The sequence below is a fragment of the Ruminococcus flavefaciens genome (assembly GCF_900119075.1).
Lineage (GTDB): Bacteria > Bacillota > Clostridia > Oscillospirales > Ruminococcaceae > Ruminococcus > Ruminococcus flavefaciens_Q.
The window spans coordinates 74,302-87,892 of record NZ_FPIP01000012.1; the positions used below are offsets into that span (position 1 = coordinate 74,302).

Consider the following 13,591-nt stretch of genomic DNA (forward strand, 5'->3'; position numbering starts at 1 on the left):
TTTGACATAAACACGAAAGGAAGGATAACGGAATGAAGCCGTATCTGAAAAGAGCATGGGCAGAGATATCGCTCCCACAGCTCAGAAAAAATGTTGATATCATAAGAGGTCTGAACTCTCCCGAAACTGAGATAATGGCAGTAGTAAAGGCTGACGCTTACGGTCACGGCGACGAGCACATCGTCCGCTGTCTCGCCGAGCAGTGCGGTATCAGCTATTTTGCGGTATCCAATCTTGACGAAGCTATCGCCGTAAGGAAGTTCGCTCCCAAGTCCGAGATACTCATACTGGGCTATACTCCCCCAGAGTACGCTCATGAGATAGCCATGTACAATATCATACAGGGCGTTGTGTCCACCGAGTACGCTCAGGAGCTCGTAAAAAACAGCGCAGAGCCTATCCGCTGTCATATCAAGATAGACACAGGTATGGGCAGAATAGGTCTCAAGCACGATACTCCAGAGGCTTGCGCCGCTGAGATAGAGGCTATGATGAAGATAGAAAAGCTCTCCGTTGAGGGCATATATACACACTTTGCAGTTGCAGACAGCGATTCTCCCGACAATATCGCCTATACCGATATGCAGGAGAAGTTCATAACCGATACATACGATGTGCTTGTGAGCCGCGGCATAAAGCTCAGACATCTCCACTTCATGAACAGTGCCGCTACCTGCTACAGAAACAGCTCCAGAAGTACACTTTCCCGTGCAGGTATCATTCTCTACGGTCTGCACCCAGATGTGAGCCTTGATATCCCCGAGGGACTTGAACCCCTTATGGAGCTCAAAGCTGTTATCTCCCATGTCAAGACCGTCAGAAAGGGCGACTGCATAAGCTACGGACGTACATTCGTTGCTGACCGCGAAATGCGTATCGCTACAGTAACTATCGGCTATGCCGACGGTTATTCGAGACTTCTCAGCTCCAAGGGCGAGATACTTGTCCACGGCAAGCGCTGCAAGATAGTGGGCAGAGTCTGCATGGACCAGCTGATGATGGACGTTTCCGACGTTCCGGAAGCTAAAGCAGGAGATATCGTGACCATGATAGGACACGACGGCAATGACCGCATAACTGCCGACGACCTTGCACAGGTCTACGGAACTATCGGATACGAGGTGGTCTGCGGTATCTCAAAGCGCGTACCACGTATATATATTGAATAATAAATCATAATTTAGCGTAATTACTTTTGGAATCCATGAACGGGATTCCAAAGGGACTGTGTTCCTTTGGTCAGGTCAAGGGCAGACAGCCCTTGTGGGGTGTGGGGCAAAGCCCCACAGTTACGAAGGCGCTCCGCAAGGGGTGAATCAAAAAACAGTCCAGTGGACTGTTTTTTGAGAGGGGACGCCCTGCAAGTGAGGGCGTCCCTTAACGGGGCGATGTGGTCATCGCCCCCTACAGCACCCATTTTCGGGACGCCGAGATGGCGTCCCCTACAAATGTAAATTATGATTTAAGGGAGGATATAAAATGAAAAAAGCAATGACTATTTCTTATGAGGTGGGCGAAAACCTCTACCTCAACCTTACAAATAAATGTCCCTGCGCCTGCACGTTCTGCATACGCAACCACGCTGACGGCGCTTACGGCTCCGATCCCCTTTGGCTGGAGCACGAGCCCACTCTCGACGAGATAATCGCAGACCTTAACAAGCGCAAGCTCAAAAAATACCGCGAGGTAGTTTTCTGCGGCTACGGCGAGCCTACAGAGCGCCTTGACGTGCTCCTTGAAACTGCCGCTTATCTCCGCAGCAGAGAGAACTGTCCGCGCCTGCGTATCAATACAAACGGTCTCGGCGACCTTATCCACGGCAGAAGCATCGCCAAGGAGCTCTGCTACGAGCTGGATACAGTATCAATAAGCCTTAACGCTCCCACTGAAAAGGACTACATGGCTGTTACACGCCCTAAGTTCGACAACGCATTCGAGGCTCTCCAGAAATTCACAAAGGACTGCGTAAAGGCTGGCAAGGCTGAGGTCATCATGTCTGTCGTTGACGTTATACCGCCCGAGCAGATAGAGGCTTCCCGTGCTCTTGCCGAAAAGTTAGGCGCTAAGCTCCGCGTAAGAGAATTCGATGACTGATATCGCACTGCGTACATCAGAAAAGGATATAGGCTTAGTCGTAGGACTGATACTTGGCTTTGTACTTGCAGGCGCCTTCTTCGGTATATCCAGACTGAGATACCTGTGCATAAGGCATTGGCGGAAAAAGCACAGCGAGATAGTTATAGGACGAGTCACAAAATGCGAGGAGCTGTCCCTATTCCCCGGAACTCCACGATATCTCCTTACTGTCGAGTATAACGACAACAGCGGAGCCCTTGAGACCGAGGAGCTCATAAGCTTCTCTCCTGCCGCTCCAAAACTGAAAGAGGTGGAGCTTTCGATAGTCAGCTATGCAGACAGAATGAGCCGATACGGCGAGGAATACACGGTTAAGCCCGATTTTGAGGAGCTGAAGCAGTTTCCCCAGCTAAGCGAGGACGAGAAAGAGGCTATGAAACGTAAATTCGAGAATTATCTCGCCGCCGAGCACCCAAACCACGCCACAAGCTTTGCAGACGGCTTCTTACGTCCTTATCTGTGCGCTCAGAAAGCGGAATTCGCCGACAAAAAGGCACATCAGCGCCCTAAGCCGCCGAACGCCTACAGCTTAAAAAAATTCCTTAGAGACGCCGTTATTTTCATAGTTCTGCTCATTTCAGCCTGCGCAGGTCTGGCGTATCTCATGGTGAAAACAGGCTATTAGCCATATCACACAAATACAAACAGCTCTATTTGTGCAGTATTTATGCAGTTAAACTATGGAAAATCATACTGAAATATGATATAATTATTTATTGAAAGATTTCTCTAATCTGAGATAAGGAGTAATTTTTATGAGTAAAAAAGGTAAGATAATACTTGCAGCTTCAGTTTCTACCTCGGTTTTAGCTATTACAGCCGCTGCGGTGACGATTTTCGTCTGCAAGCGCATTTACGAGAAGAATTACTTCTCGGTCACAGATTAACAGGTCAATATTATAAAAAGAAGGTTGAATAATATGGAAATCAAATTCACAAAGGCAGCAAGCCTCAAGGCTAAGCCACAGCCAGGCGACAAGCTCGGCTTCGGTCACATCTTTACAGACTATATGCTCGTTATGCCTTACGATGAGGGCAAGGGCTGGCACGATCCTGAGATCAAGCCATACGCTCCTATCGAGCTCTCACCTGCCGCTATGTGTCTCCACTACGGTCAGGAAGTTTTCGAGGGCTTAAAAGCTTACAGAACTGCTGACGGCAAGGTACAGCTCTTCCGTCCAGAGGAGAACTTCAAGAGACTCAATGACTCAAACAAGAGACTGGTTATCCCTGAGCTCCCTGTTGAGCTTGGCATGAAGTGCCTCACAGAGCTCATCAAGGTTGAGAAGGACTGGGTTCCTTCAAAGGAAGGCGAGTCACTCTATATCCGTCCTTTCATCATCGCAGTTGATCCGTTCCTCGGCGTTAAACCGGGCGCTCAGTATCTCTTCATCATCATTCTCTCACCTTCAGGCGCTTACTATGAGAGCGGTCTCAACCCTGTAAACATCTACGTTGAGAGCAAGTATGTCCGTGCTGTAAGAGGCGGTATGGGCTTCGCTAAGACAGGCGGCAACTACGCTGCTTCTCTTATCGGACAGGACGAGGCTCACAAGCAGAATTACTCACAGGTTCTCTGGCTCGACGGCGTTGAGCAGAAGTACATCGAGGAAGTCGGCGCTATGAACATCTTCTTCGTAATCGACGGCAAGGTAGTAACTCCTATGCTTCAGGGCTCTATCCTCCCGGGTATCACAAGAAAGTCCGCTATCGAGGTTTGCAAGAGCAAGGGACTCACTGTTGAGGAGAGACGTATCGACATTCAGGAGATCGCTGACGCTTACGACGCAGGCAAGCTGGACGAAGTATTCGGTACAGGTACTGCTGCTGTTATCTCACCTGTTGGTCACCTCAAGTGGAATGACAAGGTTATGGAGATCAACGGCAACAAGATCGGTAAGATCTCACAGATGCTCTATGATACAATGACAGGTATCCAGTGGGGCAAGATCGAGGATACATTCAACTGGATCGTTCCAATCGACTAATCATTAATAGTAATACCAAAGGCGCTTCCGAAACGGAAGCGCCTTTTAAAACGGGCGGATAGTTATCCGCCCGTTGTTTTTATTTGCTTGTTTTATTTTCAGCTTTTTCCTTTGTAGCCTTTTCAGTTTCTGAAGCCTTACTGCTGTCATTTATAACGATATCATAAAAATCCTCTGTAGCGATAGCGTCTCCCTGTGATACATAATCATAGGTATGAGCAGTTCCGTATTCCTTTTCCTTTCCGCGGAAACGGCGGCATATGAGAAGATACAGAACCAATGCTGCCAATGCTGATACAGAAATGATAAAACCATACTTTAGTCCGGGAGTCTCATAGCGGAATACTATGGTATTATTTCCGCTTTCTGCCTTTACTGCCATAAGACCGCTATCGACCTTTTCTATATCTGCTGGCTTGCCGTTTACCTCCGCCGACCAGCCGCTGCTGTAAGGCACGCTGAAAAATACCAGCTGAGGCTTATCGAGCTCTATCTCCGATTCAAAGCCATAGGAATCGAATCTGAATGATTTTGAAGCTTTTTCCTGTTTTTCTTTGCAGAGCTCTATATATTCCTCTTCTTCAAACTCCTTATCAGCCGTTACGGGACTCTCGGTAAGTATATCCGAGTATCTGTCGATCTGCTCATCTGAAAGAACAAGAGCTTTCATAAGAGCACCTTCTCGCTGTAAAGGCTCAAGCTCACTTGCCTTATCCTCTGAAATGTACTTGTCATAGGCTATTCCCATTGGGATATAAAGCTTATTCTCGTATATTTCATAGTACTCGTTCTCACTGACATATTCAAAGCCAGGTAGAGCTTCTGTGATATTTACCATATTAGGATCAATCGCATCTTCATCACTTATTCCAAGCTTTTCCATAAGGAGCTCTGTGTTTTTTATCCTCGCTCTTTCTGTTGAACTTACCGCTTCTGCAACACCAGACGCAAACTTCATATTACTTTTCTTTTCACGGTAATAATACTTTGTAGAAAAAAGCGCCCGTAAAGGATATTGACTGATAGAAGGTCTTGAGGATTCTCCGCGCTTAATATCGATTGAATTATAAAATTCTATTATTGACGGCTCAACAACGCTGTGGAAAGCTCTTATATTAGGCAGCTTCCAGAACATCGGATAATTGTCACATCCCTTTGATATTTCAATACGGAAGAAATTATTCTCTGAAACATTCTCATAAACATTATCTGCCGCATTTATAGCATGTTCATCATAATTAGAATCACTGCCATTTTTATAAAATGTTCCGTAATACATAGTATTGCATACAAGTCCGATGACAAAAACAGCTGTAGTCCAGAGCATTGCCTTTTCATAAGGCTTTCCGCGTTTTTTCATATCAAAGAGATATCCTGCAATAAGCAGACTGAATAAGGCGATAGCAACAGTAATAAAGAAATACCCCAGATCATTTGGAACAGAGAAAAGTACTACTGTTTCATCGTCTATGATCTTACTTGGCATAAGCGACTGTACGATAAACGCTGCAAGCACCACAAGCGAGAATATTATCGCAGGCTTTATATTAATGCCCTCTTCGTCTATAGTACGCGCAGTCATCATTGCAAATATAAGTATGGGCATATAGAACCAGCGTGCGTAATAATAGCTGTTCGCCGCCTGAAACAGGCTGTTAAGCACAGGAACAAAGGCAAATATTATCAGACAGTATGACAAACGTGTTGCCCAGTGCTTTCTGTGAGTACGCATGAATGTTATTACTCCCAGCATTCCGAGCAACGGGAAGTATCCGCCTATTGATGTCCATTTTGATTCAGTATCGAAGAGAATCGGATATGCAGGCGGATCTGACGGCATAAAGAAAGTCTGTATTACTTTTAGAATAGTTACCCGATCATCATAAAGTAAAATCTCTGTATCATACATCTTAGAATCAACACGAGGATTATTGATAACACCAAAGAATGACGGAACTAATATAATACCTGCAATTGCAGTACCTATTATCGCTTCTATGCATAATCCGAAAAACTTCTTCCATGAGGTATGGAAATCAGGACATTTCATTCTGAACAGATAGTAAAGAATAAGGAAAACCACCTGTCCGCAGAAGAAATAGTAATTAATAGCCGCCATCAACGCAACAGTGACCGCAAAAACACCTTTTCGGTGATTATTGATGTTTTCCTCCATAGCAATAAGCATAAGAGGGAAAAATGCTGTAACGTCATGGAAATGATTAAAAAAGATATTATATATCTGGAATCCTGAAAAAGCATACAGCAATGCCCCCGTTAAGGCTGTAGTCTTACCGCGCACAAATCTTCTTATATACACATAGGAAGTAAGCGTCGCCAAACCGTGCTTCACTGCAAGAAGCACAGGCATTGAATAGGTCACTGCCCAGCGAGGCAAAAGAACTGTCAGCCAGAAAAACGGGCTTCCCAAAAGATAGAAGGAATATGACGATATAAAGCCTGTTCCAAGGTCAGTATACCAGTTCCAGCCAAACTGACCTCCGCGTACCGCGTCGTTTGCAAGATTGTAGAACGGAATCTGCTGTGCATTATAGTCGCCGTAATATACAAAAATACCGTTTCCCCTTATGATAAGCGGTATCAAAGTTATCATCATTATGGCAAATCCAAGCAAAAATACAAGTCCGTACCTTTCCTTTGACCTTTTACTCAGCCAATTATCTGTTTTTTCCATATAAGCCTCCAAAACAAAATATATAGTAATTATAGCACATATTCAATAAAAAAACAATAATCGCCGCACCTATTTGCATAATTTTTATTAATTGTCACTTCTCTCCGTCTTTTCATATAATAAAGCGATTAGCGATAATCACTTTATGCCGATACGGCGGATTGGAGTTATCTATGACAAGACCTAAAATACTTATTGCAGGCGGAGACACGCGCCAGCTCTACTGTGCTGACCATCTCTCACGCGACTTCGATATAAAGCTCATTGGCTTCGACAAGGAATACTCAGACTTGGCAGCTAAGCTGCCATTTGCGGACAGCTCGGACCGCGGCAGCTTCGATTATGCTGTGCTGCCTGCGCCCTCTCTGGGGCAGGACGGCTACATCTACACGCCCTGCTTTTCGTCGGAACTAACAGCCGATACTATCGACGGCTTTCTCAGCGGCGACGGCATTATTTACGCAGGCAAGACAGACGACAGACTGCGCCGTATGCTGCCGCACCGCGAGATATACGACTACCTCACCCGTGAGGAGCTCAATCTGCGAAACGCAGTCCCCACTGCCGAGGGAGCTGTACAGCTTGCCCTTGAGGAGCTCCCCGTTACCCTCAACGGACTGAAAGTCCTGATAGTTGGCATGGGCAGGATAGGCTGCGCCCTTGCGGAGATACTGAAAGGCTTCGGCGCTGACATCACAGCCGCTGTCCATAATCCACGGGGAGCTGCAAAGGCTCGGCTCCACGGCATAAGCTCCGTACCCACAAAACGGCTCAGAGGAGACTACGGGCTTATTTTCAACACTGCGCCAAAGCTCATATTCGACAGGGAGCTCCTCAGCCGTTTTGAGCCCTCTGCGCTGTTCATAGACCTCGCCTCGAAGCCGGGGGGTATTGACCTTACCGCAGCCTCAAAGCTTGGAATAAGAGCAATCTGGGCGCTGGGACTGCCGGGGAAAACGGCTCCCGTCACCTCGGGCGAGATAATCGCCGATACCGTATGCGCCATGATAGCTGAAAGGGGTGAGGACAGTGAGTGATATCCTCAAAGGCCTTCGCATAGGCTACGCCATGACGGGCTCGTTCTGCACCTTTCAGCGGAGCTTTGAGCAGGCGGAGATACTCATCGAATACGGCGCGGAGCTTCTCCCCATAATGTCTAAACACGCCGCTTCAACGTCAACACGCTTCGGAACAGCCGAAGAAAATCTCGAAAAGCTCCGCAGCATCACAGGAAAAGACGTAATAACGACCGTTTCCGCCGCAGAACCCATAGGTCCCAAGGAGCTGACGGACATTATGGTAGTGGCTCCCTGCACCTCGAATACCGCTGCAAAGCTTGCCGCATCAATAACCGATACCGCCGTTACTATGGCTGTGAAGTCTCATCTGCGCCGCGGAAAGCCCGTAGTTCTCACCATTGCTTCAAACGACTCCCTTATGGGCTCGGCTAAAAATCTTGGAGAGCTGTTTAACCGCAAGAATTATTTCTTCGTGCCAATGGTACAGGACGACTGGATAAACAAGCCTGCTTCCCTTGTGGCGGAGTTCTCAATGCTCCCGCAGGCAATAGAAGCCGCTATGAACGGCATTCAGCTTCGCCCCATAATCTATCACGAATACAGAAAGTGAAAAAACTTGACAAAGGCGCGTTTACCTGTTATAATATCAAATAAGTACAAACCATTTTACAGATAAGAGGCTGATAGTATGTGTTATAAAAACGTAAACATACAACTTGGAAAAGGCGATGTTTTCCCGACTGTGGGGATAGTGCGCCCTTTTTCAGCTTTAGTCGGGTAAAGTCAAAAGGCCTCCTGAATCTGTAAAAGTAACGATATATCGCGCATTATCTCCTTAACGACGACCAAATTCAAGTTAAGGAGATTTTTTTATGCTCAATATCAGAAAACAGCTTTCAAGGCTGTATTTATCATCAGTAATAAGCAATCTGACAATAACTGGAGCATGGCTGGCGATACTCGCCTCCCGCGGATTCAGCCTTGTGGAGATAGGCATTTCCGAGACCGTATTCCATATAACAAGCATTATTTTCGAGCTTCCCTCGGGAGTCATGGCTGACGTGTTCGGACGGAAGAAAATGCTCATAGTCAGCAATATCATGTACACCATAGCTACCCTCATAATGATAGCGTCAAACAGCCTTTTCACGGTCTGCCTGTCCATTGCATTCCACGCCCTGACATACAATTTTTCATCGGGCACAGGCGACGCTCTTGCCTATGACTCCATGAAAAAGGCAAGGATACACAGCAAATTCGAGCGCTATGAGTCCAATCAGCTCATAATCTACAGAGTTTGCACGGGAATATCCACACTTTGCGCAGGATTTGCCCTGACAATAGGCTACAAGCTCGCCTATGCCACAGACCTGATAGCCTGTGCGGCGCAGTTTATAGTGCTTTCCACGCTTACAGAGGTAAACGCCAAGGAAAAAGCCGACGAACAAAGGCTATTTGCAAAAATAGCCGAATGCTTCAGGGAAAGCTTCATATTCCTCAAAGAAGCAAAAAAGGCTCTGGGACTCATGTTCTGCAATTCCTTTGTGGGAGCGCTGGATATCCTCCTGCTGTTCTTTCTGCAAGCAAAGCTCCCCGAAAAGGGCATACCAAAGTGGGGACTTGGCGTGGCGCTCCTGTTTATGGAGCTTGGCGGCGTTGTGGGCTCAAAACTGATACTCCGCCTGCCCAAGGTAGGATATAAGGTGATTTTCGCAGTTACCTCGGCACTGGTCCTTACGGGAATATTTGCAGAGCACTCCCGAAGCTTTGTCATTATGGCGATAGGCGGATTTATAGCCGCCGTGGGCGATGACGCCCTGCAAGTCCGCACAAATGCAAAGCTGCAAAAGATGTTCCCTTCGGAACAGCGAGCAACTCTTACCTCGGTGGAGTCATTCACCTTTTCCGTTATTATGATAGTGCTGTCGCCCCTTGCAGGATTTGTGTTTATTTACTGGTAAAAAATAAACGGCGGTCTTAACCGTAGTACTTATAAAGAAGTTTTATGCTTATTATTGAGAGAACCCCTTTTGAAAAAGGGGCTTCTCTCAAACTCTCTCCCTAAAACTTTCGTTTTGTTTTTTCTCAGATAGGGCGCACCTGCATTTTTGCAGATTTTTTCATTTATGAAGCGCCCTATCTGTGAAAAAACAAGATAAAAGTCTTTGAAAAGGGGTATGGGGGAGAACCTTTCCTCAGAAAGGTTTCCCCCATAATTAACTATAAGCTTCTATATGAGTATCACGGTTAAGGTCGCCGTTTTATGATTCTTTTTCCATATAATAATCATAGGTTGATATCGGTATCTCAATATATTCCTTATCCTTTGAAGGTTCAATGTCATGATACAGGATACTATACTCAGAAAAGTAGTAATTTCCTACATGCTCACGGTTGGTAAACAGACCATTGTCAAGATCGTCTAAAGAGTATTCGCTGTATGGAAGCAGGATTATTTTTATACTTTTTTCACCTGACTCCAATTGTTCCCTGATGTATCTGTATCTCACATCATCAAAGCATCTGTTTGTAAGGCTCACCAATGACATAGCGAAAACAAATGCAATAGATACTGTCCCCACTGCTCTGTCAAGCAGGCTCAAAACTCTTTCAGGCTTTTTCATATTAATAACTGAAAAAATCATTTCTCCGCACAAAAGCATCCAGAAGACATAATTAGCAAAAAAACAACGCGGAGTCACGGGACTTACCAAAATAAAAGGCAACGTCACCAACAAAGAGCTTATAATATATATATAAGATCGCATTCTCCCATTTTTATCAAGAAACACGTTTATCAGATATACTATCGAGACAATGTAAATAAACGAAAATGCCGTCTCAATTGCAACTATCCTCATCGCAGCATTAAGTGGTCTAAAATTTGAAAAACATGATGTAAAAACAGAATACCCTGAATAAAGCCAACAAACAGTTAATGTCAATTTCAGATATTTAGGTTTATTAATACCATTAAATTTTCCAAATAATAATAAGGTAAAGCATATCGATATAATAACAGAAGCTATCCAGTAATCCTTTGAATAATGAACTGCAACATAAGAAAAAGCGGACTGCATAATATCAAAAAAATCGAGCTTCAAAGATCTGCCCCCAACAATGTCGGCCCCTGAAAAAATACCAGAATATACACCATTATTAAACATTAGAAAGCAAGCAATCATTGTTCCGAACATAAAAAAGAAAGAATGCAAAATACAATTTTTTTTGCTTTTTAAAACAATAATAAATAAAGCAATTGAAAGCACAACATTATATATTGTTATATGCTCAACACAAAGTCCGCCAACTAATCCGATCAAAAGGAAAAAAATAGCGATTGGCTTTTGGGGAATATAGTTGTCAAAGCAGCATTTGAAAATAAACAAAAGATAAAACACAATAATGACCATAGAAAAAACATAATTAGGGAAACCGCTGATCCAATGAATCGTCTCCCTATACGTCGCAGAAGGGATCATAATAAGCAAAATAAGTCCGAAATAGTATTTAAGATTAAAAGCAGCTTTCTGAAAATCAATGAGCTTGCCAATAAAGTATATGAAAAGAAAAAGAGTGACAGTAACAAATATTATTCTGAAAGATGTACTCCTAACAAGCACAATGGTGATCCAATTTGAAAAAAGCCTTCCATTCGGAGCACTCCAACCTTCAAGCTTTGACTCTTCAACTGAATAATACCACAAATAATCGTCGCCGATCATAAAAAGAGAAAATGCAGATATGATGGAAAAGATTACTATCAATAATATAGGGAAAAAAGCTTTATTTTCTGTAATTCTTTTTAACATATAATCACCGCCTAAACATAAACAAACTACTGTCAAAAAAACAACTAATTATTCAAGAGCTTTGTACTCATTATAGTCAATAGCTTCGATTACACATTGTTCTCTTTTCATGAAGTCCTCATAGGAAATACCATAATACTTCAATATGTACTCTCCATAGCTAACATTGTCTTTCAAAACTCCAGAAAAAATATTTTTATTACTGAGGTCATCACAGGCATATTTCTGATATGGTAATAACATAATTTCAACGACCTTTGACTTTGACGACATCTGCTCCTGCAAGTATTTATACCTTATATGGTCATAAAGACAATTGGTGATATTCATATTTGCAAATAAAACAAGAATGCTGCATGATATACATATCAGTATCATCTTATAAACATCCCAAACTGAACTTTTTATTCTTTTCATGCAAGCAAATAATACTTCAAGGAAGAATAATATCCAAAATAGATACTCAATAAAAAAACATCTTGCAGTTACAGGCGATACTATAGCAAATGGAAGCGTAAGTATAATGGAGCTGAATAAATATAACAATGCACGTAAACGCTCATCAAACTTAAGATAAATAACAGTATTGTATATCAAAGCACATATATACAAGAATGTAAAAGAAAGCTCTATAGCTCTGATTCTCATTGAAGAGCTAAGGATTGTAAGTTCTTGAAAAACAGAGGTAAACATCAGATAAATAACAAAAAGCCAGCAGCAAATAATACAAAGTCCTGCATACTTGAATTTCTTAACTTCTCTGTTTCTGTAATAAAACACAGTGAATGCAACAGTAGCAAGTATATGAATTATCCAGAAATCCTTGCAGAAATGAGGAAGTACATAACAAAAGATATGCATGAAAGTATCAGCTAAAGATGTTTTAAAACCTCTTGTACCAAGTTCATCTGCATTAACAGCTACTGTATGATATACATCATGTGAAAACATTAATGCCGCACCTGAAATTGCTCCTGCCAAAAAACAAAAATGATGAAGAAAAAGTTTCTTTTTTCTCACATATATTGCAATTACGACAAAAACGCATAACATAATATTATATATTGTAAGGTGCTCAACACAAAGGCAACCGAAAAAACCCATAATAAGAAACAAAACAGAAGAGTAAAGCTTCGGCTTATAATCCTCAAAAATAAATTTAAAAGAACATAGTAAATATATCAATGTAAATATAAATGCAAAACAATAATTGTTAAATCCCGATATCCATCTGAAAATTTCAGTGTAAATACTAGAAGGTATAAGCTGTATAAGAATAAATACAGAAAGAAAAGATACAGGTCTAGGGATATGTTGTTTCCTTACAAGCTTTTCAATCAACACAACAAGACTCATGAATACAGCTACATAAAAAACAGAAAAGGCAGGAATACATTGTACTGAATATCGAGTAATAAAATTGGTAAAATACCTTCCATTAGGCGAAGCATATGAACTTAGTCTGTCATCTGAAAAAGCGTAAAACCATATATAATCATCAGCACATATGAAAAGTGTAAAACCGGATATAGCAATAAAAATAAACACTAAAATATAGCAGCAATTCGCTTTTAAAAGCTTTTTCATGTATACTCCTCCCAATATGCAAAAAAAGCCTATCTAAAATAGATAGGCTTTCAGTGTCGGCACTGATTTAGTTTCCCGGGCCGTCGCCAGCCAAGTATCGTCAACGCGAATGAGCTTAACTTCCGTGTTCGGAATGGGAACGGGTGTGACCTCATTGCCATAAGCACCGACTATTTATTGAAGTTTTGAAACGAATAAAGCATAATGCGAGGCGAAACTCTGAATGAAGTAAAAAGGAAAAGCCCTCGACCGATTAGTACTCGCAAGCTGAACGTGTCACCACGCTTACACTTTGAGCCTATCAAACTCATAGTCTTTGAGAGGTCTTACTCTTACGAAGGGATATCTTATCTT

Annotated in this window: 11 protein-coding genes and 2 rRNA genes; 8 read left to right on the forward strand and 5 right to left on the reverse strand. The window is 43.0% G+C overall.

Going from position 1 to position 13,591, the window contains the following annotated elements:
* Window positions 1-32: 32 nt before the first annotated feature.
* The 5 genes from alr (at window position 33) to BT105_RS14375 (ending at window position 4,124) form a co-directional block, all read left to right on the forward strand.
* Window positions 33-1,169, forward strand: a complete 1,137-nt coding sequence (alr, locus tag BT105_RS14355) for an alanine racemase (protein ID WP_072301368.1) — start codon at window positions 33-35, stop codon at window positions 1,167-1,169.
* Between the two features lie 310 nt (window positions 1,170-1,479).
* Window positions 1,480-2,094 carry a TIGR04100 family radical SAM protein gene (locus BT105_RS14365; RefSeq protein ID WP_072301370.1) on the forward strand — a complete coding sequence of 205 codons (615 nt, stop codon included), beginning with the start codon at window positions 1,480-1,482 and terminating at the stop codon, window positions 2,092-2,094.
* Window positions 2,087-2,761 carry a hypothetical protein gene (locus tag BT105_RS14370; protein ID WP_072301371.1) on the forward strand — a complete coding sequence of 225 codons (675 nt, stop codon included), beginning with the start codon at window positions 2,087-2,089 and terminating at the stop codon, window positions 2,759-2,761. The genes BT105_RS14365 and BT105_RS14370 overlap by 8 nt, the downstream gene beginning before the upstream one ends.
* Window positions 2,762-2,891: 130 nt before the next feature.
* Window positions 2,892-3,023, forward strand: a complete 132-nt coding sequence (locus BT105_RS15390) for a hypothetical protein (protein WP_278244736.1) — start codon at window positions 2,892-2,894, stop codon at window positions 3,021-3,023.
* A gap of 33 nt (window positions 3,024-3,056) precedes the next feature.
* Window positions 3,057-4,124: a branched-chain amino acid aminotransferase gene (locus BT105_RS14375; protein ID WP_028515357.1), complete on the forward strand. Its 1,068-nt coding sequence runs from the start codon at window positions 3,057-3,059 to the stop codon at window positions 4,122-4,124.
* A gap of 79 nt (window positions 4,125-4,203) precedes the next feature.
* Here BT105_RS14375 and BT105_RS14380 read toward each other — a convergent pair whose 3' ends face one another.
* Entirely contained in the window at window positions 4,204-6,819 is a 2,616-nt protein-coding gene (locus BT105_RS14380; RefSeq protein WP_072301372.1) for a YfhO family protein, read from the reverse strand.
* 173 nt (window positions 6,820-6,992) lie between these two features.
* On the opposite strand from BT105_RS14380, the gene BT105_RS14385 reads away from it, so the two are divergent.
* The 3 genes from BT105_RS14385 (at window position 6,993) to BT105_RS14395 (ending at window position 9,799) form a co-directional block, all read left to right on the forward strand.
* Window positions 6,993-7,856: a dipicolinate synthase subunit DpsA gene (locus BT105_RS14385; protein WP_072301373.1), complete on the forward strand. Its 864-nt coding sequence runs from the start codon at window positions 6,993-6,995 to the stop codon at window positions 7,854-7,856.
* Complete coding sequence (locus BT105_RS14390; RefSeq protein ID WP_072301374.1) at window positions 7,849-8,448, forward strand: dipicolinate synthase subunit B; 600 nt, start codon at window positions 7,849-7,851, stop codon at window positions 8,446-8,448. The genes BT105_RS14385 and BT105_RS14390 overlap by 8 nt, the downstream gene beginning before the upstream one ends.
* 262 nt (window positions 8,449-8,710) lie before the next feature.
* On the forward strand, window positions 8,711-9,799 hold the full coding sequence (locus BT105_RS14395; RefSeq protein WP_072301375.1) for an MFS transporter: 1,089 nt from the start codon (window positions 8,711-8,713) through the stop codon (window positions 9,797-9,799).
* Between the two features lie 300 nt (window positions 9,800-10,099).
* Here the strand turns inward: BT105_RS14395 and BT105_RS14400 are convergent, their stop codons facing one another.
* The 4 genes from BT105_RS14400 to BT105_RS14415 all read right to left on the reverse strand — a co-directional run.
* Window positions 10,100-11,650: a DUF6056 family protein gene (locus tag BT105_RS14400; RefSeq protein ID WP_072301376.1), complete on the reverse strand. Its 1,551-nt coding sequence runs from the start codon at window positions 11,648-11,650 to the stop codon at window positions 10,100-10,102.
* 48 nt (window positions 11,651-11,698) lie between these two features.
* The gene (locus tag BT105_RS15345) at window positions 11,699-13,237 is read right to left on the reverse strand and encodes a DUF6056 family protein (RefSeq protein ID WP_072301377.1); all 1,539 of its coding nucleotides are present in this window, start codon (window positions 13,235-13,237) and stop codon (window positions 11,699-11,701) included.
* 54 nt (window positions 13,238-13,291) lie between these two features.
* Window positions 13,292-13,408, reverse strand: a 5S ribosomal RNA gene (gene rrf, locus BT105_RS14410).
* 61 nt (window positions 13,409-13,469) lie between these two features.
* Window positions 13,470-13,591: ribosomal RNA gene (locus tag BT105_RS14415) — 23S ribosomal RNA — on the reverse strand; the annotation flags it as partial.

What these genes read in the sequence shown, in the direction of transcription:
- alr (WP_072301368.1), top strand. Translation starts at nt 33, where the DNA reads ATGAAGCCGTATCTGAAAAGAGCATGGGCAGAGATATCGCTCCCACAG.
- BT105_RS14365 (WP_072301370.1), top strand. Translation starts at nt 1,480, where the DNA reads ATGAAAAAAGCAATGACTATTTCTTATGAGGTGGGCGAAAACCTCTAC.
- BT105_RS14370 (WP_072301371.1), top strand. Translation starts at nt 2,087, where the DNA reads ATGACTGATATCGCACTGCGTACATCAGAAAAGGATATAGGCTTAGTC.
- BT105_RS15390 (WP_278244736.1), top strand. Translation starts at nt 2,892, where the DNA reads ATGAGTAAAAAAGGTAAGATAATACTTGCAGCTTCAGTTTCTACCTCG.
- BT105_RS14375 (WP_028515357.1), top strand. Translation starts at nt 3,057, where the DNA reads ATGGAAATCAAATTCACAAAGGCAGCAAGCCTCAAGGCTAAGCCACAG.
- BT105_RS14380 (WP_072301372.1), bottom strand. Translation starts at nt 6,819, where the DNA reads ATGGAAAAAACAGATAATTGGCTGAGTAAAAGGTCAAAGGAAAGGTAC.
- BT105_RS14385 (WP_072301373.1), top strand. Translation starts at nt 6,993, where the DNA reads ATGACAAGACCTAAAATACTTATTGCAGGCGGAGACACGCGCCAGCTC.
- BT105_RS14395 (WP_072301375.1), top strand. Translation starts at nt 8,711, where the DNA reads ATGCTCAATATCAGAAAACAGCTTTCAAGGCTGTATTTATCATCAGTA.
- BT105_RS14400 (WP_072301376.1), bottom strand. Translation starts at nt 11,650, where the DNA reads ATGTTAAAAAGAATTACAGAAAATAAAGCTTTTTTCCCTATATTATTG.
- BT105_RS15345 (WP_072301377.1), bottom strand. Translation starts at nt 13,237, where the DNA reads ATGAAAAAGCTTTTAAAAGCGAATTGCTGCTATATTTTAGTGTTTATT.